Origin of the sequence: Flavobacterium hydatis (assembly GCF_000737695.1) — a bacterium.
Classification (GTDB): domain Bacteria; phylum Bacteroidota; class Bacteroidia; order Flavobacteriales; family Flavobacteriaceae; genus Flavobacterium; species Flavobacterium hydatis.
The window spans coordinates 12,997-31,283 of sequence record NZ_JPRM01000024.1; the positions used below are offsets into that span (position 1 = coordinate 12,997).

General features: G+C 33.6%; 13 protein-coding genes. 9 read left to right on the forward strand and 4 right to left on the reverse strand.

Features of this window, described 5'->3' with window-relative positions; translation table 11 throughout:
• Positions 1-29 precede the first annotated feature (29 nt).
• Both IW20_RS14880 and IW20_RS25395 read right to left on the reverse strand, forming a co-directional pair.
• Positions 30-575, reverse strand: a complete 546-nt coding sequence (locus tag IW20_RS14880; RefSeq protein WP_035623868.1) for a hypothetical protein — start codon at positions 573-575, stop codon at positions 30-32.
• 274 nt (positions 576-849) lie between these two features.
• The gene (locus IW20_RS25395) at positions 850-1,743 is read right to left on the reverse strand and encodes a helix-turn-helix domain-containing protein (RefSeq protein WP_051885786.1); all 894 of its coding nucleotides are present in this window, start codon (positions 1,741-1,743) and stop codon (positions 850-852) included.
• Between the two features lie 305 nt (positions 1,744-2,048).
• On the opposite strand from IW20_RS25395, the gene IW20_RS14890 reads away from it, so the two are divergent.
• The gene (locus IW20_RS14890; RefSeq protein WP_035623870.1) at positions 2,049-2,792 is read left to right on the forward strand and encodes a DUF2490 domain-containing protein; all 744 of its coding nucleotides are present in this window, start codon (positions 2,049-2,051) and stop codon (positions 2,790-2,792) included.
• A gap of 127 nt (positions 2,793-2,919) precedes the next feature.
• On the opposite strand, the gene IW20_RS14895 is transcribed toward IW20_RS14890, so the two are convergent.
• Positions 2,920-3,399 carry a hypothetical protein gene (locus tag IW20_RS14895; RefSeq protein ID WP_035623872.1) on the reverse strand — a complete coding sequence of 160 codons (480 nt, stop codon included), beginning with the start codon at positions 3,397-3,399 and terminating at the stop codon, positions 2,920-2,922.
• Positions 3,400-3,777: 378 nt separating this feature from the next.
• On the opposite strand from IW20_RS14895, the gene IW20_RS14900 reads away from it, so the two are divergent.
• Positions 3,778-4,806 (forward strand): META domain-containing protein, encoded by a 1,029-nt coding sequence (locus tag IW20_RS14900; protein WP_035623874.1) that lies wholly within the window; start codon positions 3,778-3,780, stop codon positions 4,804-4,806.
• 451 nt (positions 4,807-5,257) lie between these two features.
• Complete coding sequence (locus IW20_RS14905; RefSeq protein WP_035623877.1) at positions 5,258-5,641, forward strand: GreA/GreB family elongation factor; 384 nt, start codon at positions 5,258-5,260, stop codon at positions 5,639-5,641.
• Between the two features lie 74 nt (positions 5,642-5,715).
• On the opposite strand, the gene IW20_RS14910 is transcribed toward IW20_RS14905, so the two are convergent.
• The gene (locus tag IW20_RS14910; protein ID WP_035624244.1) at positions 5,716-7,203 is read right to left on the reverse strand and encodes an aminotransferase-like domain-containing protein; all 1,488 of its coding nucleotides are present in this window, start codon (positions 7,201-7,203) and stop codon (positions 5,716-5,718) included.
• A 64-nt stretch (positions 7,204-7,267) separates the two neighbouring features.
• Between IW20_RS14910 and IW20_RS14915 the strand changes: the two genes are divergently transcribed.
• The 6 genes from IW20_RS14915 (at position 7,268) to IW20_RS14940 (ending at position 18,281) form a co-directional block, all read left to right on the forward strand.
• Positions 7,268-9,130, forward strand: a complete 1,863-nt coding sequence (locus tag IW20_RS14915) for a TonB-dependent receptor plug domain-containing protein (protein ID WP_035623879.1) — start codon at positions 7,268-7,270, stop codon at positions 9,128-9,130.
• 326 nt (positions 9,131-9,456) lie between these two features.
• Positions 9,457-10,020: a helix-turn-helix domain-containing protein gene (locus IW20_RS14920; protein WP_035623883.1), complete on the forward strand. Its 564-nt coding sequence runs from the start codon at positions 9,457-9,459 to the stop codon at positions 10,018-10,020.
• Positions 10,021-10,109: 89 nt separating this feature from the next.
• A complete protein-coding gene (locus tag IW20_RS14925) occupies positions 10,110-12,530 on the forward strand; it encodes a heavy metal translocating P-type ATPase (protein ID WP_035623886.1) in 2,421 nt (806 codons plus the stop codon).
• A 400-nt stretch (positions 12,531-12,930) separates the two neighbouring features.
• Positions 12,931-13,518, forward strand: a complete 588-nt coding sequence (locus IW20_RS14930) for a helix-turn-helix domain-containing protein (protein ID WP_035623889.1) — start codon at positions 12,931-12,933, stop codon at positions 13,516-13,518.
• Between the two features lie 566 nt (positions 13,519-14,084).
• Entirely contained in the window at positions 14,085-15,155 is a 1,071-nt protein-coding gene (locus IW20_RS14935; protein WP_035623892.1) for an efflux RND transporter periplasmic adaptor subunit, read from the forward strand.
• Positions 15,156-15,176: 21 nt separating this feature from the next.
• Positions 15,177-18,281 carry an efflux RND transporter permease subunit gene (locus tag IW20_RS14940; RefSeq protein ID WP_035623896.1) on the forward strand — a complete coding sequence of 1,035 codons (3,105 nt, stop codon included), beginning with the start codon at positions 15,177-15,179 and terminating at the stop codon, positions 18,279-18,281.
• The last annotated feature ends 6 nt before the right edge of the window (positions 18,282-18,287 follow it).

Sequence of the window (18,287 nt, forward strand, 5' to 3'; positions counted from 1 at the left end):
TAGTGCCATTTTATTATGAGCTTTTGTTATTAGTTTGCTACTATAGTATAAGTAAGCAAAGTACTGTAAACAGCCTCAGGCTTGTTTAAATATACAGGAGCACTTACTGGAGGAATTGTGTACTGTACATTAAATCCACGAATATCACCTGTAGTCGAAGATATAAGTTCTACAGGAGTAGTTGCGCTAAGTGCTGGAGCATTTGCAGGGAAAGCAGCGTTTGATCCTGCATCAATACTACCAGGAGCACCAGAAAACGTACCCGGAGTAGTCTTAACAACAACAGTAGATACTGGGATAACATCATTACCTGGAGATGTTAAATCTGTAGCTGCCTGAATAGTCACTTTGTAACCATTAGTTGCACTTACTTTAATATGATTAGGTAAAGAACCTGTAGTATTACCTTCAGTAAAGTTTGCAGCAGTATTCATCCCGATAGTAACAGTTGGATTAGTTACCTCGATAGAATAAACATTTGCAAGATTTACATTTAAATTAGTTGTTTGAGCAAACATTGAATTTGCCGACATTGCAATAAGTGCAAATGATGCAGCTATTAAAAATTTCTTCATTTTATAAAGTTTTTTAGTTTAAGTTCTAAATATTAGACACTTAATTTATTTGGTGCAAAAGTACTTGCGTGAACAACGGAAGTCAAAGTCAAAAAAAGACTTTCTATTGTCATTTTAAGACAAAACATGATTTTAACCATTCTTTAACATTCACATTAATAGAATGTTATAAAAAATGACATCCGTAATTAATTGCAAAAAATCACCAAAGATTTACACTAAAAAACATTAAAATAGTATGATTTTGGCATCAATACCTATCTTAACTAATCATTTATATAAGTTTGCTTTTTGGTATATAAACTCTTTTTTCTTCAAATTGTGTTCTGTAGTTTGTAGGCGACACTCCTGTAGCATTTGTAAAAAAGCGAATAAAGTTACTTGGATCCAAAAAATGAAGTTCAAAAGCTATTTCTTTAATACTCATATTAGTATATCGTAACAAGCGCTTGCTTTCTATAACAATTTCTTCAGTAATTACTTTTTTGGGAGACATACCATAAATTGCATTACATATTTCGTTTAAAGATTTTACAGATATACCAAGTTTGTCTGCATAATCTTTTACAAGTCGTATTTGCTTTAAATTTTCTTTTACTAACTTTCTAAAATGATTTGCAATATTTACATCCCCTTTTTTAAACGTTTCTATAGGACTGTAAGCTCTGTCTAATAGTTCCTTTTGAGAAAAAAGTAACAATCGCTCTACAGTATTATGCGCAAAGTGATACATCAACTCATCAAACGGTTGTCTGCATAAATGTAATAACGATTGATGATATTGTTGAATAATCTTCTTGAAAGAACTATGTAATTTATATTTTAATACTTCTTCAGAATTAAAAAATACACACGAGGATAAAAACTGTCTGTCTAGATCTGTACGACAATAAAAATCTTCATTAAAACAAACAAGAAGCACTTCAAAATTAGATTTTGTTGCAACACTAAATACTTGGTTTATGCCTATAAAACCGCATTCAAATTTATTTATATCTATTAGATTATTATCCAAATTAAGCGTTAACTCCCCTGATTTTAACCAAAACATTTGGTAAAAAGTACTTCTAAATGACTGATTTAAAAGTTGGTTCTCCTGAGATGTAATTATGTCCGCACTAAATCCGCTTGGGAAGTGTTTTTTGTCAAGGCTAAGAATTTCTATCATGGTATTATATCTAATTCTTAAAGATAGGAAAAAAGCAACAAATACGCTTAGATAAATTAATATCCGTAGCTAATAAAAATTGGTAAAACCCATTAATTAAAAGCAAATACATTATATAAAAGGAAGGGCTTTATTTTTTTAAAATGACTTAGATAAACTACTATAATTGATTTAACATTTTTTGGCAAAAAATAACTTAGTAAAAAATTGATTTTCATAAATAAAGCGAGAATTAACAATGCAAGAGACAGAACTCTATTATAAATTATATAAATTAGCAATTCCCTTATATAAATTATCAAAAAATGATTTCTAGATTACCTCTGATTAGCTTAATTAGCATAACTATTCTGTTCCTTAGTACAACTGTAAATGCACAAACACAAAACACATTTACTGGATGGAGTGCCGTATTTTTTACTTATAAATTAAATGATAAATTCAGTCTTCATTTTGATGGTCAAGCAAGATCTAGTGATGAACTAAAAAATCTTCAATCATATATTATACGTCCCGGATTAAATTATCATATAAAAGATAATATGATTGCCACAGTAGGTTATGCCTATATAGGAAATAACAGAAGCGTTATGGATATTGATGGCTGGATACCTGAGCACAGAATATGGGAACAATTTATTTTTAATCAAAAATTCAAACTAGCTGATCGTCCAGTTACTTTACAACACCGTTTTAGATTAGAACAGCGTTTTATGGGACAAGCTACAATTGATCAAAACGAACTTGTAACCGATAATTATGAGTTTGCACAGCGATTACGTTATTTTGCCCGTTCCATTTTTCCGCTTTCCAAAACTGATAATTTTACAAAAGGAGCTTTCCTGGCTTTACAAAATGAAGTATTCTTTAATGTACAGAATGCTCCAAACGATAATTTTTTTGACCAAAACAGAGCATATCTGGCATTAGGATGGAGATTAACTCCTAAATTTGATCTCGAAGCAGGTTACATGAACCAATATGTACTTGGCAAAAATAATAATACAGTAAATAATATAGTGCAAGTAGCAGCTTATGTAAGGTTGTAACATATGAAAAAAATACTTAATACGCCCGATTGATTTTTTATAGTAAGTATAAAATTAAGGCAACTTTATAAGACATCTTTTAATACAAAAAAGGGTTACTCAATTTTAGAGTAACCCTTTTTATTATTTAATGTTTTCCATTCCCATGTCCTTTTCCGTTTCCATTACCATTGCCATTATTACCATTTCCGTTATTCTTATGTTCTTTGTTATTCCCTTTACCTGGTTTTTGACCAATAGTTTTTTGTGGTTTACCTTTATAACCTTTGCCATATTTTTCTTTATGACTTCTATAATTGTCATACGGTGCATTTCCTCTATAATCAGTAAGAACAACTTTATACTCGTTATAAAGGTCATAATTTCTGTAATTTCTAGGCAAATTTCTTGCTCTAATCCATTTTCCATTACTAACATAAATGTAATTAGATGCATTTATATCATAATACATTTCCAAATCTGGCAAGTAATAATAGCGTACATCAGTATATCCTACAGGTCCCCATGCTGGTGGAGTCCCAATATTAACATTAACCGATACTTGAGCAGATGAAAAACTAATCGTAAGAAAAGCTATTCCTATAAATAAATGTTTCAATATTTTCATGATTTCAAATTTTATTAGATTAATAATATACATGTAAAAACAAAAATCGAACCTAAAATTGTTTTTTGAGGATATTTATCCAAAATGAGACAATATATTTTGACGATATCTTCATTATAATCCAGTTTTTTATTTGCTTGGCAGAAAAAAAAATCACAAAATTCATTCGATCAAATCTATTTATTTAATAAATTTATAAGTCACTAAGAAACAAAATACTGTCTCTTAAAAAGACATAATTTAATCTTTATTTCAATTTCAAAAAAATCTTAAAATTATTTTAAAAAGCAGAAAACATTTTAAAATGGCACAATTAATGCAAAAGAACCAAAACATAGAATAATCAATACTTCAAGAAGTATTACAAAAATTAAAAGAATGAAAAATTTAAAATGCACGTTTGTTTTGATGATGGTAACATTAGTAACCTCATTTACTTATGGACAAGAGACCCTGAAAATGTTTGTGAAAGAAAATAAAGTACCTTGTGTGGGTGTAGGACCTATGGAGTGCTTACAAGTAAAGTACGAAAATAGCAAAGACTGGCAGTTTTTTTACGATCATATCGAAGGCTTTAATTTTGAGAAAGGGAACCGATACGAAATCGTTGTGATAAAAACAAAAAGAGAAGGTATCATTCCCGCAGATGCTTCTTCACATTTGTATAAACTGAAAAGTATTATTTCTAAAACGCCTGTAACTGCGGCTAAAGGTATTTATGATACAAAAATGACATTGACTCGTTTAAATGGAAAAAACATTACTACAGGAAGTGTATTCATGATAATAAACCCTGAAACAGGAACAATTAGCGGAAAAAGCGGTTGTAACAGATTCAGTGTAAACTACACTAAACTAGCTTCAAAAAATCAAATTCAAGTTGGTTCATCTATTGGAACTTTAATGGCTTGCGATGAAGCAAACATGAAATTAGAGCAAGAGTTTACTAAAGCTATACAAGACAAAAAGTTTAAAATTGCACAGAAAAACAATAAAGTACAGTTTAAAAACTCGAAAAATAAAATCGTTATGGAATTTACAATTCCTACTCAAAATGATATCTGGAGCTTTATTGCTAAAAACGACTGGAAGCTAATCATGCTTGAAAACGTAGGTCAAGATTATGGAAAAGCTTACATCAAATTTGACCCAGCTACTAAAAAAGTGAGTGGAAATTCTGGATGTAATAATTTCTTCGGAACATATACACTTAAAGGAAACGACCAAATTCAGTTTAGTAATTTAGGTTCTACAAGAATGGCATGTATTGATCCAGAAGCTTCTAAAACAGAACAAAAAATATTATCTCTTTTAGATAATAAAGAAATACGTTTTGATGTAGCTGAACAAACATTGAATTTTTATCTTGGTGATAAATTAATCATGATGTTCGGAACAGTAAAATAAAACTTATAGTTCATACAACTACAAAGCCTGACAATGTTCAGGCTTTGTTTATTTATACTATTTTGGTTTTGGGTATAGAGTTAACAATGAATAATTTACTTTCTTTTTTTGAGGATTTTTTCTTTCAAAAAAAAGGAGTATCTTTACAAAGTTAAAAGCAAGTATAATAATGACAACTTCAAATTTTTATTTAAAAAATAATCGCTTGATGCGCCTTATGGGTACGTTATTATATCTGCATGACGATACTTTCTTAAAAAGTTCTAAAGAGTTTATTAATTAAGCCCTGTCAAAACTCTAGACAGGGATTCTTTCATCCGGAAAGCTCATTTATTTAATCTTCAATTTCTATTTAGGATTATGACATCATTGAATTCAAACACACAAGAGCCGCAAAAGTTCAATGATGAGTTATATGTCATACCTATAAAAATGGAGCAAACAGAAAGTTATGTCAGTAAATCAAAACATTATTTTAACAACAGGAATATACGATTTAATTAAAGATCACGTAAGAAGAAAGAAAGTAACAATAGAAGAAGAAAAATTGTTACTTCATGAACTTAAAAAGGCAACACAGGTACTACGAAGAGATTTACCAGAAGATATTGTTTCAGTAAATAGAAAAGTAACCTATAAAGATCATACAACAAACGAAGAAAAAACAGTTGTATTTGTAGGTCCTGAGAAAACAAAAGTAAGCAAGAATAAAATTTCAATTCTTTCTGATGAAGGTATCGCAATGGTAGGGTACAAGGTAGGTAACCTAGTAGAATGGCCAGCTAAAAAAGGCGATTTGAAATTCGAAATATTAAAAGTAGAAGAAGTAGCTTAAAACTCTTTTTTTCAATTAAAAAAATATCCCAAAAGAAGCCTTTTCTTTATGGGATATTTTTTTTGAACTATAATTTAAGAAATAATCTCTTCAAGCGATTTACTTAAAATAGCAACAGCGTTTTCCATTTCCACTTCATCCAAATGCCCGAAACCCAAACGTGTAGCTGTTAAATCTTTTGTTTGATACAAAATAGTTTTAGGCAAGAATAAGCCGTTTGTCATACATTGCTTTTGCAACTTTATCAAATTAAAATTATCAAGCCATTCTACCCAAATTGCTAAACCTCTAACGGGAATCTGAAATTTGATTTTCCCTTCTAATTTTTCCTTTAATAACGAAACAAAATAATCTCTGCGTTCTTTATATTTTTTTTTGTTTTTTTTGGAAAGCCTATGAACTTCACCTTCCATAATCCATTCGGTTAAAACCTGCTCTTTAATAACATCTATTTCAGGTTCCAAAATGTTTTGATGTTTTTCAAGTTCCTTAATAAATTCTGATGGAGCAGCAATAAAACCATAACCAAAACCTGCTGGCAAAGACCTTCCAAAAGAACCTATATAAACAACTCTTTCATTAGAATCTAATGCTGCCAAAGGCAAAACAGGATTATTATCATAATGGAAATCAAAATCATAATCATCCTCTACAATAACAAATCCATATTTATTTGCTAATTCAAGTACTTCCATTCTTCTTTTGGCACTAAGAGAAATTGTTGTAGGATAATGATAATTAGATGTAAGGTACAGTATCCTAATTTCTTGTGTTTCGCAAATTTGTCTTAGATGTACCGTATCAATTCCGTCTTTATCAACTGGTATTGCAATTATTTGTGCACCACTATCAGATAATGTCATATTCGACATATAATAGCCAGGAGAAGTAACAACAACTTTATCTCCTGGACTAATAAGTAATTTTGTAACCAGATACAAGCTTATTTCGTGACTCGTTGTTGTGAGTAAATTAGATGTAGAAATACGTATACCTCTTGTAAGATTTAAAAAATTAGAAAACTGAGTCTTAAAATTTAAATGGGATTGTGTCTGAACTTGTTCCCATGTTTTTGCGTTTTTTTGTCTTTTTAATTTAGAAACATAAAGCCTTGCCAGAACATCAGTTTGAACCAATCGTAAATCGGGTAAACCGTCATTAAATTGATAAGGCAAAGTGCTTGTTTCTTTTGGGTTTTCAAGAATTGTAGAACGTCTAAAGGTAAAAGGTTCGCTTATTTTTGAAGCATTTTTACTTTCAATAGGAATAAATTCGTCTTTATTTTTTTGTTTTTTTTCAGATAAGATAAACGTGCCTTTATTTGGTAAAATTTCAATCCAGCCTTGTAATTCTAAATCCTGAAAAGCTTTAATAAGCGTATTTCTATTAACCTCTAATAATGTACATAATATGCGTGTTCCCGGAAGTTTTGTGCCTTCAGGAAGTAATCCAATTTGTATGGCTTTTATAAACTCAAAAACAATCTGTAGGTATATAGCAGTAGACTCTTCAGGCTTAAGCTGAATAAAACTTTTGAAGGGAATTTGAACCGGACTATCCATTTTTATAAAACTGGTACACATTAGTAGTACGGCAAGATACTACTTTTGCAAAAAATTAAAACAAATGACAAAGATTTATTTTGCTATATTAACCTTTATGAGCCTTAGTATATACGCTCAGGTGCAAAAAGACACGATTAAAATTGATGAAGTAATAATTAATGAAAATAGGTTTAGTACACCTATATCTAAAAAAAATAGAAACGTATATGTAATTGATAAAGTTGCCATTGCAAAATTACCAGGAAAATCTATCCAGGAAATTTTACAATATGCCAATGGTGTAGATTTAAGACAGAGAGGCCCATTTGGAAGCCAAGCCGATGTAAGTATAGATGGAGGAAGTTTTGAGCAAACAGTTGTTCTTATAAACGGAACAAAGATTATCGACTCACAAACGGCACATAATATGCTTAATTTACCTATTCCGGTTGAAGTAATCGAAAGAATCGAAATAATTCGTGGTCCAGCTGCACTTACTTATGGTGTAAACAGCTTAACAGGAGCGATAAATATTATTACCAAGAAACCAACCAAATCAGGCTTTTTAGTAAATACTTATGCGGGTTCTAATTTTGAAAAAGATACACAAGATACTGGAGATACTTTTTACGGTACAGGAATTCAGGTAGGCGGAGTTTTGAGCAAAGAGAAACAACAACATTCGCTTTTTGCCTCACATGATAAAAGCAACGGTTATAGATATAATACTGCATTCGAAAATAATAAAATATTTTATCAAGGAAATTTTCAGCTTAATGACAACAACGAAATTTTAAGTTCTTTCGGTTATATCAATAACGGATTTGGTGCTAATGGATTTTATGCCGCTCCTGGCGACAGAAACTCAAGTGAGGTCGTACAAACCACATTTGCATCTGTACAATCTAAACATACGCTATCAGAAAAATGGACATTAATGCCGAGACTAAGCTACAGATATAATTATGATGATTATCGTTATTTCGGAATTTCTAACCTAAAAGCGGGTAGAAGTCAGCATTATACCAACTCCGTAGCCGCAGAGATTAACACCACCTACAAGATGGAAAGGGGAGAACTAGGTTTTGGTGCCGAAGTTCGAAATGAAAATATTAGTTCCTCTAACATAGGAGATCATGATCGAGAAAATTTTGGAATTTATCTACAATACAGAACGACATTTATAAAAAAACTAGATGTAAATTTTGGAACTTACCTTAATTATAATTCAGATTATAAATGGCAAGCTTATCCAGGAATAGATGCAAGTTATGCCGTAACAGATGCTTTTAAGATTGTTGGAAATATCGGAACAAGTCAGCGTATACCATCGTTTACGGATTTATATCTTAACCAACGTCCAGGAAATATCGGAAATCCAGATTTGTTAACCGAAAATGCATTTCAGAGCGAGATAGGTTTTAAATACACCAAGCAAAATTTTAGTTTTAATGCCAATTATTTCTACAGAAAAATTAGCAATTTTATAGATTGGACAAGAAATGTAACTACTCAACCTTGGCAAAGTAACAATTACGGAAATCTAAACACAAATGGTTTTAATTTGCGTACTAATTATAGAGTTAACTTTTCTAGTGATTCTAGGTTGAATATTAATCTGGCGTATTCTTATTTAGATTTTAAATTTCAAGATGTTATTGATGATCTATATGCTAAATATTTAGTTTCGTCTTTAGAGCATCAAATAACAAATACAATCGATTTTCAACATAAAAACTTTACTGCTTTATTTGCTACACGCTTTAATAAAAGAATAACAGGACCATCATACTGGATTAATGATTTTAGAGTGAGTCAATCTATAAAAAAAGTAACCATTTATGTTGATGCACAAAATATCTTCAATACTACTTATTACGAAGTTGGAGCAGTTCCGCTTCCGTCTAGATGGTTTAGTTTAGGAGTTAAATTTGTGACTTTCTAAACTATTTTTGCCACAAAGGGCGCAAGGGTTTACGCAAAGAGCACAAAGCTTAGCGTAAACCCTTTCGTTCTTTATTGTTAAGCCTAACTTGACCATCAAAATATTTTCACCATTAAGAGAAAAAGAAAAATTAAGCTTAATCCTTAATGAAACTTAATGTCTTAATGGTTAAACTTTTCAGCTTACGATTATAAAACTTTGCGTCCTTTGCGTAAACCCTTGCGCTCTTTGCGGTAAACTTAACGGTATTTATAAAACGGTTAATTAAATTTTAATAGTAGATTTGTCGATAATATATTTAATAAAAATTCTGATCTTACAAGGATATGAGTACATTATTCGTTAAAAACATGGTTTGCAATCGCTGTATAATGGTAGTTCAAAATGAACTAGAAAAACTCGGTTTAGACTTTACAAATATTAAGCTTGGAGAAGTTAGCTTAACAAAAGAACTAAGCTCAGACGAAAGAAACTCGTTAGAAGAAGCATTGGTTCCTTTGGGTTTTGAGGTAATTGATGATAAAAAGAGTAGAATTATCGAAAAGATAAAAAACATCATCATCGACTTAGTACATCATCAGGATAATGACACAAAAAACAATTTGTCTGACATATTAAGCGAAAAAATCAATCATGACTATAACTACCTTTCTAATCTGTTTTCGGAGGTAGAAGGAACTACGATAGAAAAATACTTTATTGCACAAAAAGTCGAGAAAATAAAAGAACTTTTGGTTTATGATGAGTTATCGCTAAGCGAAATAGCGTTGCGCTTAAACTATTCGAGTGTTGCTTACCTAAGCAATCAGTTCAAGAAAGTAACAGGTTTAACGCCAAGCCATTTTAAGCAAATTCGAGAAGAAAAAAGAAAACCATTGGATAAGGTTTAAGTAAATTTTACAAATCAAATCCATAATTACACAATAAAATCCATTGATATTGTTGCCAACTTTGCATAATAAATTACAACAAGTGAATTATGGCGACAAATAATAATATTAAGGAAACAATTTTCATTCCGCTAGAAAATGTAGATAGCGAGCACTGTGCTTTAATCGTAGAGAAAGGATTAGCGGAAGTAAAAGGTATTGAAACTCATAAAGTAGAAGTAAACAACCGCAGAGCAGCTATTACTGTTAAAGGAAATGAAACCGTTGGTAATGCTGTAAAAGCGATTAAAGACTTAGGATATAGTGTTCCTACTGTTAAAAATACTTTTCCGGTTCTAGGTATGACTTGCGCCTCTTGTGCAGGTAGTGCCGAAAGTATAGTAACGTATGAGTTGGGAGTAGTAGATGCATCGGTAAACTTTGCAACAGGAAACTTAACTGTAGAGTATCTTCCAAACCTAACAAGTGCAGATAAACTACAAAAAGCGGTTCAAGCCGTTGGTTACGATTTACTTATTGTAGACGAAACCAAGCAGCAAGAATCACTTGAAGCGATTCATGCCGAGAAATTCAAAAAATTAAAAAACAAAACCATCTGGGCAGTTTTACTATCGTTACCTGTAGTAACGATTGGAATGTTCTTTATGGATATGCCTTATGGTAACGAAATCATGTGGCTTTTTTCTACGCCAGTAATTCTTTGGCTAGGAAAAGACTTCTTTATAAATGCTTGGAAACAAACAAAACATGGATCTGCCAATATGGATACTTTGGTAGCCTTAAGCACAGGAATTGCTTATTTGTTTAGTGTATTCAATATGTTGTTTATGGATTTCTGGCATCAGCGAGGATTACATGCTCACGTATATTTTGAAGCTGCAGCTGTAGTTATTGCGTTTATTCTTCTGGGTAAATTATTAGAAGAAAAAGCCAAAGGAAATACTTCGTCTGCAATTAAAAAGTTAATGGGTTTACAGCCTAAAACTGTGATGGTTATTCAGCCAGACGGAACAGAAAAACAAATAGCGATTGAAGATGTACATGCTGGAGCAATTATTCTCGTAAAACCAGGTGAAAAAATTGCTGTAGACGGAATGGTGACTTCTGGAAATTCATACGTTGACGAAAGTATGTTAAGCGGAGAACCTGTTCCTGTATTAAAAACAGAAAACGAAAAGGTATTTGCTGGAACTATAAACCAAAAAGGAAGTTTTCAGTTCAAGGCTGTTAAAGTTGGTAAAGAAACCATGCTTGCGCAAATCATTAAAATGGTGCAAGATGCACAGGGAAGTAAAGCTCCTGTACAGAAACTAGTCGATAAGATTGCCGGAATTTTTGTTCCAATTGTAATTGGTATCGCAATACTAACCTTTATTGCCTGGATAGTTCTAGGAGGAGAAAATGCTGTAGCGCAAGCTTTATTAGCAGCTGTTACCGTATTAGTTATTGCTTGTCCTTGTGCATTGGGTCTAGCAACACCTACAGCAATTATGGTAGGAGTGGGGAAAGGTGCCGAAAATGGTATCCTAATTAAAGATGCCGAAAGCTTAGAACTAGCCAGAAAAGTTACCGCTATTGTCCTAGATAAAACAGGAACTATTACTGAAGGTAAACCGCAAGTGACAGGTATTAAATGGCTAGATAATAATGATATAACAAAAAATATTTTATTAAGTATCGAAAAACAATCCGAACATCCTTTGGCGGAAGCCGTAGTAAAGAATTTAGAAGGTGTGCAAAATGTTACTTTAACTGATTTTGATAGTATTACTGGTAAAGGAGCAAAAGCAGTTTATAACAACGAAACCTATTTTGTAGGGAACAAAAAATTATTAGCTGAAAATAATATTACTATTGCCAATACATTATTGGATCAAGCAGATGCATGGGGTAAAGAATCTAAAACAGTAATTTGGTTTGCTAGTAGTAAAGAAGCACTTTCGGTTATTGCAATTTCTGATAAAATCAAAGAAACATCTGTAGAAGCGATTAAGCAAATGCAAGATATGGGTATCGAACTTTATATGCTTACAGGAGATAATGAAGCTACAGCAAAAGCTATCGCAGAACAAACAGGAATAAAACATTATAAAGCAGAGGTAATGCCTCAGCACAAAGCCGATTTTGTAAAAGAATTACAACAGCAAGGTAAAGTTGTAGCCATGGTAGGTGATGGTATTAATGACAGTACAGCCTTGGCAACTGCCGATGTAAGTATAGCAATGGGTAAAGGGAGTGACATTGCAATGGATGTCGCTAAAATGACCATTATTTCGTCAGATCTTACCAAGATACCTCAAGCTATTCGCCTGTCTAAACAAACGGTAGCAACCATAAAACAAAACTTATTCTGGGCGTTTATCTATAATCTTATTGGTATTCCTCTTGCTGCAGGGATATTATACCCAATAAACGGATTCTTACTAAACCCAATGATTGCTGGAGCCGCAATGGCTTTGAGCAGCGTAAGTGTAGTAAGCAACAGTTTACGCTTAAAGTGGAAAAAGTAAACTCCTTGATGCGTTTGCCAAACGGCGGTTTCCTAAATGTATAGGCCGCCGTTTTTATATTACTTATAATTTAATTGATTTTTATTATTGACCTCATTTTTCCTCTTCAATAACCTTTGAAGTTAGTTAAAATGAGGTCTTTTTTTTGAGAAATACGCGGCACAAGAGAAACCTTTGTATCACAGAGCCTTCATAAATGCATTCTTTAAGACGCACTACGGTGCGCCTCTACGGGAAACCTTTGCACCTTTGCCTCTCAGAACCTTAGAACCTTTCCTCAAACAATCAGTAAATATTATAAATCAAATTAGGAATAGCAATATAAGACACAACTCAACTATCAAGAAATTTGTAGAACAAAATCAAGGAAAATGGAAAAAGCATCATTAATATCAATTTTATGACATTACTAATAAAAGGAATGGTATGCAACAGATGTATTTATGTTCTTGAGCAAGAATTTTTTAACCTAGGTTTAGAAATCATTGCAATTGAGTTAGGACGCGTTGAAATAAAAGATACAGTCAATTTTTCTATGAGTCAAGAAGCAATTAAATCTATGCTTAAAAAAAACGGATTTGAACTACTATTTACCAAAACCGAAGAAACGGTAGAAAAGATCAAGGAACTTGTAGAAATAGGTATCAAGATGCAATTGGATAACGGAAAACCGACCAAATTTTCTTCATTAATCAGTAATAAACTTACCAAGAACTACGATACACTTAGTGCTTTGTTTTCGTCTGTAGAAGGACAAACATTAGAAAAATATATAATTCTGAGAAAAATCGAAAAGATAAAAGAACTCCTTGTTTATACTGATCAATCGATGTCCGATATTACCCATACCTTAGGCTACAGCAGCCCAGCACATTTATCTAACCAGTTAAAAAAATATACTGGTTTTACTTCTTCTTACTACAAAAAAATAAGACTTGATAAACTAGCTATCATCGACAAGCAATCTCATAAAAATAAGGCTTCTTAAAATCCTTTTCTGTCTTAATCTTAAGACAATCTTGTCCTCCTGAGCAGAGTAAAAGGACACAAACGACACATGAAAACCTTTGGCGAAGTTTTGAACTTTGACAAAGGTCTAAGCGTGCAAATTAAATATAACTTACACTCAGACTTGTCCTCCTGAGTCAGAGTCGAAGGATATAAAATAGTCTTAACACAATCTTGAATAATCTCTCGCAAAGTCGCAAAGACGCCAAGTTTCTATTCAATTTCTTTGTGGCTTTGCGCCTTAGTCTCTCAGAACCTTTGAACCTTATAAATACATTACTTAAGACGCACTGCGGTGCGCCTCTACAGAAAACCTTTGAACCTTAGCCCCTCAGAACCTTTGAACCTTATAAATACATTACCTAAGACGCACTGCGGTGCGCCTCTACGGAAAACCTTTGCACCTCAGTACCTCAGAACCTTAGCACCTTCCTAAAAAGTAAATCTCATAACTCTTACCTGTAATTGTGTATAAAGCCCACTAGCATCTCTAAGTAATTTTGACAACGAAATTTAATAGTTAGTTGGATAATTAAAAAAAAGAACATGTTATACAAACATACTACACAAAGGTTAGGGATTTTAGTTCCCTTATTGAGCATCTTATTAATTGCTTGTGAAAACAAAACTGAAAAAGCACCAGAAAGTGATGCTGTAGCCAAGGCAGATGCCAACAAATTACCAGTTGACATTATAATTGCTCAAGAAAAACAGCTCAATCAAGAAGAAGCTGTAGTAGGAACGATGATGCCTTATCGAGAAGTCGCTATTGTGAGCGAACTTCCTCAAAAAATTACTCATGTAGCTTTTAAGGATGGTAGCTACGTTAGTCAGGGAGCAGTACTTTACAAACTGAATGATGCTGACATCAGATCACGCTTAAAACAAGTTGGTGCCGAACTAGAACTGGCTCGTTTAACTAAAGACAGGATGGCAAATCTTTTAAAAACAGAAACTGTAAGACCACAAGAAAATGATGAAGCTGTAATGCATTACCAATCCTTGATTGCGCAGCAAGAACTACTTAGAGTAGACTTAGCCAAGACCGTGATCCGTGCACCATTTTCAGGAAAAATCGGAATCTCAAAAGTGCATCTTGGCGCTTATGTATCACCTGGAGCAGAACTGGTAACCCTTCAAGATCAAAGCAGTATTAAAATCAATTTTGCTGTACCAGAAAAATATTTGCCATTGATACAAACAGGAAATAAAGTAAGGTTTACTTCTGAGTTGTCTGATCAGGAATATTCGGCAACTATTAATGCTACCGAACCAGGTCTTGATGCTCAAGGCAGAAGCTTACAGGTACAGGCAATAACAAGTAATACAGGCGGAAAATTTCGTGCAGGTCTCTCTGCAAAAGTTTATTTCAGTGTTACCGAGAAAGGAGCAAAAGGTATCATGATACCAACAGAAGCTTTGTCGCCAAGTGATAAAGGTTATGCTGTTTTTGTAATAAAAAATGGAGTTGCAAAACCTGTGGCAGTAACCATAAGTAATAGAACAGAAACGGATGCTGTAATCACATCTGGGATTAAAACTGGTGATAATATTATAGTTTCAAATATGCTGCGTATAGGAGATGGTACTCCTGTAAAAGCCGTTGTACCCAATTAATCAAATTCAAATTTTAGCGTTATGAGTATATCAGCTTTAAGCATAAAAAAACCGGTTTTAGCCGGTGTATTTTCCCTCCTCATTGTTATTTTAGGAATAATAGGATGGAAACAATTAGGGATTCGAGAATTTCCATTAACAGAACCACCCGTAATTTCGGTAATTACTTTCTATGCAGGTGCAAGCCCAGATGTAATAGCATCTAAGCTTACCCGACCAATGGAAGAATCCATCTCCGAAGCCAACGGAATACGTACAATTTCTTCCGAATCCAGAGAACAGGTAAGTGTTATTTCGATAGAGTTTAACCGTGAAATAAACATTGAAGACGCATTAAACGATGTCAGGGATAAGGTGGCCAAATCACGAAAACAGCTTCCTACAGATGTGGATCCGCCCATAGTACAAAAAGCATCTTCACCAGACAATTTGGTAGCATTTCTTGAAGTAGAAAGCGATACCAAAGACATAAAAGAGGTAAGTCACCTTGCATCCACTACAATAAAAGATAGGATACAATCTATCCCCGGAATCAATAATGTTGCTATCGTGGGGGAACATAAATATGCGATGCGCCTCCGGTTTGAACCTTCTAAACTTGCTGCTTATCAATTAACTCCCGAAGATATTCGTAAGGCATTACTAAGAGAAAACATCGATTTGCCTGCAGGTAGAATTGATGGAGATAATAGCGAACTAAGTATTCGTACCATGGGACGCCTTACAACGGTAAAAGACTTTGAGGAAATGCTCATCAAACAAGTAGACAATAGGGTAATCCGACTGAAAGATATTGGCTCTGCCGAATTGGGAGAAGTAAACGAACGTACGGCTATCATTAATGAAACCGGAAACCTTAACCGTATTGGTGTGGGTGTAGCAATCCAGATACAACGTGGCGCAAATGCGATTGAAGTAGTAGATGAATTTTACAGAAGACTTGATCAGTTAAAAAAAGATATCCCGTCCGAATACCGCTTGATTGTAGGTTTCGATTATACCCGCTCTGTGAGGGAATCTATTAAAGAAGTAGAAGAAACCTTGTTTATCGCTTTTGGTTTAGTGGTATTAATCATTTTCCTATTCCTTAGAGACTGGCGATCTACAATCATACCAGTATTAGCTATTCCAGTTTCTATACTTTCTGCATTTTTTATTATGTATATAGCTGGTTTTTCCATCAATATACTTACTCTTTTAGGCTTGGTACTTTCTATAGGACTTGTGGTCGATGATGCCATTGTTGTACTCGAAAATATCTACAAAAAAATAGAAGAAGGAATGTCGCCCATACAAGCAGCGTTTAAAGGTTCTAAGGAGATTTATTTTGCAGTTATATCTACAACCATTACACTGGCAGCAGTATTCCTGCCTATAGTTTTTATGGGAGGAATCAGTGGTCAACTTTTCAAAGAATTTGCAATTGTAGTATCGGGATCTGTAATGGTATCGGCTTTTGTCGCGCTAACACTTACTCCAATGCTAAGTGCTTATTTCCTGAAGAAAAAAGAAAGCCCTAGTTGGTTTTACCGCGTAACCGAGCCTTTTTTCGTAAGTATGAACAATGGATATGCTAGTTTACTAATCGCTTTTATGAAATTTAGATGGCTAGCATGGGTATTTTTGATAGGTACAACTTTGCTTATTTATCTCGTTGGAAAAGGACTTCCTTCAGAACTTGCTCCGATAGAAGACCGTTCAAACATGAATCTAATTGCCGTTGCTCCCGAAGGTGTTTCTTTCGATTATATGAAAAAACACATGACCGAAGTCGGAAAATATGTAAACGACTCTACCGATGGGTTATATCAAACCTATTCGATGGTTGCAATTTCATTTATTCCTGCTCCAGCACCCGTTAATGTGGCTGTACAAAGTATTTACCTTAAAGATCCAAAAGACCGAAAATCAAGTATTAAGGATTTGTACAATCAATATGGTGCAGCATCAGGTAAATTTAGAGGATTTCTTTTGTTTCCATATTTGCCACCAACCATCGGAAGTCGCTATGGAGGAGGTATGCCTATACAATATGTATTGCAATCCCCAAATCTTGACAGCCTAACAGCGGTGCTTCCAAAATTCTTAGCAGCAGCTCGCCAAAGCAAAAAACTACTCTTTGTTGATGCTGACCTTAAGATTAATAAACCAGAGGTAAAAATAAACATCGACAGAGAAAAAGCAGCCTTAATGGGCGTCTCTATGGAAGAAGTAGCCCACACACTACAACTATCGTTCTCAGGACAGCGTTACGGATATTTCTTGCGCAACGACCGCCAGTACGAAGTAATTGGGCAATTAGACCGTCAACACCGAAATGATAAAAGTGATTTAAGTGCTATCTATGTTCGCTCAGCAACAGGTAAGATGATACCATTGAATAACCTGATAACCACAGAAGAAGCAGTAAGTCCAGCAGCCATATACCGATACGACCAATACATTTCGGCTACAGTATCGGCAGCAACTGCAGAAGGAGTGAGCCTTGCCGAAGGAATTGAAGAAATCGAAAAGATAAAGAAAGAAGTGTTAGGAGAGAATTTCAAAAGTTCATTAGCGGGTCAATCACGAGATTATGACGAAAGTCAAGGTAATATAGCCTTTACACTAGTTCTCGCTTTGTTACTTATTTATATGATTCTAGCCGCTCAGTTCGGAAATCTTCGTGATCCGCTAACTATTATGTTAACGGTACCAATGGCAGTAACAGGAGCAATTTTAAGTTTGTCATGGTTTGGTCAGAGTTTAAACGTCTTCAGCCAAATCGGGATTATTACACTGGTAGGATTAATTACCAAGAACGGAATACTTATCGTAGAGTTTGCCAATCATCTAAAAGATACAGGACTTTCTAAATACGATGCCGCAATACAGGCAGCAGAGCAGCGTTTCCGTCCAATTTTAATGACATCTCTAGCCATGATATTCGGAGCATTACCCATTGCCCTTACGGTTAACAGCCGCCAGTCATTAGGAATTGTTATTGTTGGAGGACTTGTCTTTTCTGGAATATTAACCCTGTTTATCATCCCAGCAGTTTATTCTTATTTGTCAAGCAAAAAAGGAGAAGTTGTTATTGTAGAAGAAGATTCTGAAGACACAAACAGTCCAACCATAGAATCATGATTTTAA

Coding starts and splice junctions, on each gene's coding strand:
- IW20_RS14880 (WP_035623868.1), bottom strand. CDS start 575: ATGAAGAAATTTTTAATAGCTGCATCATTTGCACTTATTGCAATGTCG.
- IW20_RS14920 (WP_035623883.1), top strand. CDS start 9,457: ATGAGTACATTATTCGTTAAAAACATGGTTTGCAATCGCTGTATAATG.
- IW20_RS14900 (WP_035623874.1), top strand. CDS start 3,778: ATGAAAAATTTAAAATGCACGTTTGTTTTGATGATGGTAACATTAGTA.
- IW20_RS25395 (WP_051885786.1), bottom strand. CDS start 1,743: ATGATAGAAATTCTTAGCCTTGACAAAAAACACTTCCCAAGCGGATTT.
- IW20_RS14940 (WP_035623896.1), top strand. CDS start 15,177: ATGAGTATATCAGCTTTAAGCATAAAAAAACCGGTTTTAGCCGGTGTA.
- IW20_RS14925 (WP_035623886.1), top strand. CDS start 10,110: ATGGCGACAAATAATAATATTAAGGAAACAATTTTCATTCCGCTAGAA.
- IW20_RS14910 (WP_035624244.1), bottom strand. CDS start 7,203: ATGGATAGTCCGGTTCAAATTCCCTTCAAAAGTTTTATTCAGCTTAAG.
- IW20_RS14890 (WP_035623870.1), top strand. CDS start 2,049: ATGATTTCTAGATTACCTCTGATTAGCTTAATTAGCATAACTATTCTG.
- IW20_RS14915 (WP_035623879.1), top strand. CDS start 7,268: ATGACAAAGATTTATTTTGCTATATTAACCTTTATGAGCCTTAGTATA.
- IW20_RS14905 (WP_035623877.1), top strand. CDS start 5,258: ATGTCAGTAAATCAAAACATTATTTTAACAACAGGAATATACGATTTA.
- IW20_RS14895 (WP_035623872.1), bottom strand. CDS start 3,399: ATGAAAATATTGAAACATTTATTTATAGGAATAGCTTTTCTTACGATT.
- IW20_RS14935 (WP_035623892.1), top strand. CDS start 14,085: ATGTTATACAAACATACTACACAAAGGTTAGGGATTTTAGTTCCCTTA.
- IW20_RS14930 (WP_035623889.1), top strand. CDS start 12,931: ATGACATTACTAATAAAAGGAATGGTATGCAACAGATGTATTTATGTT.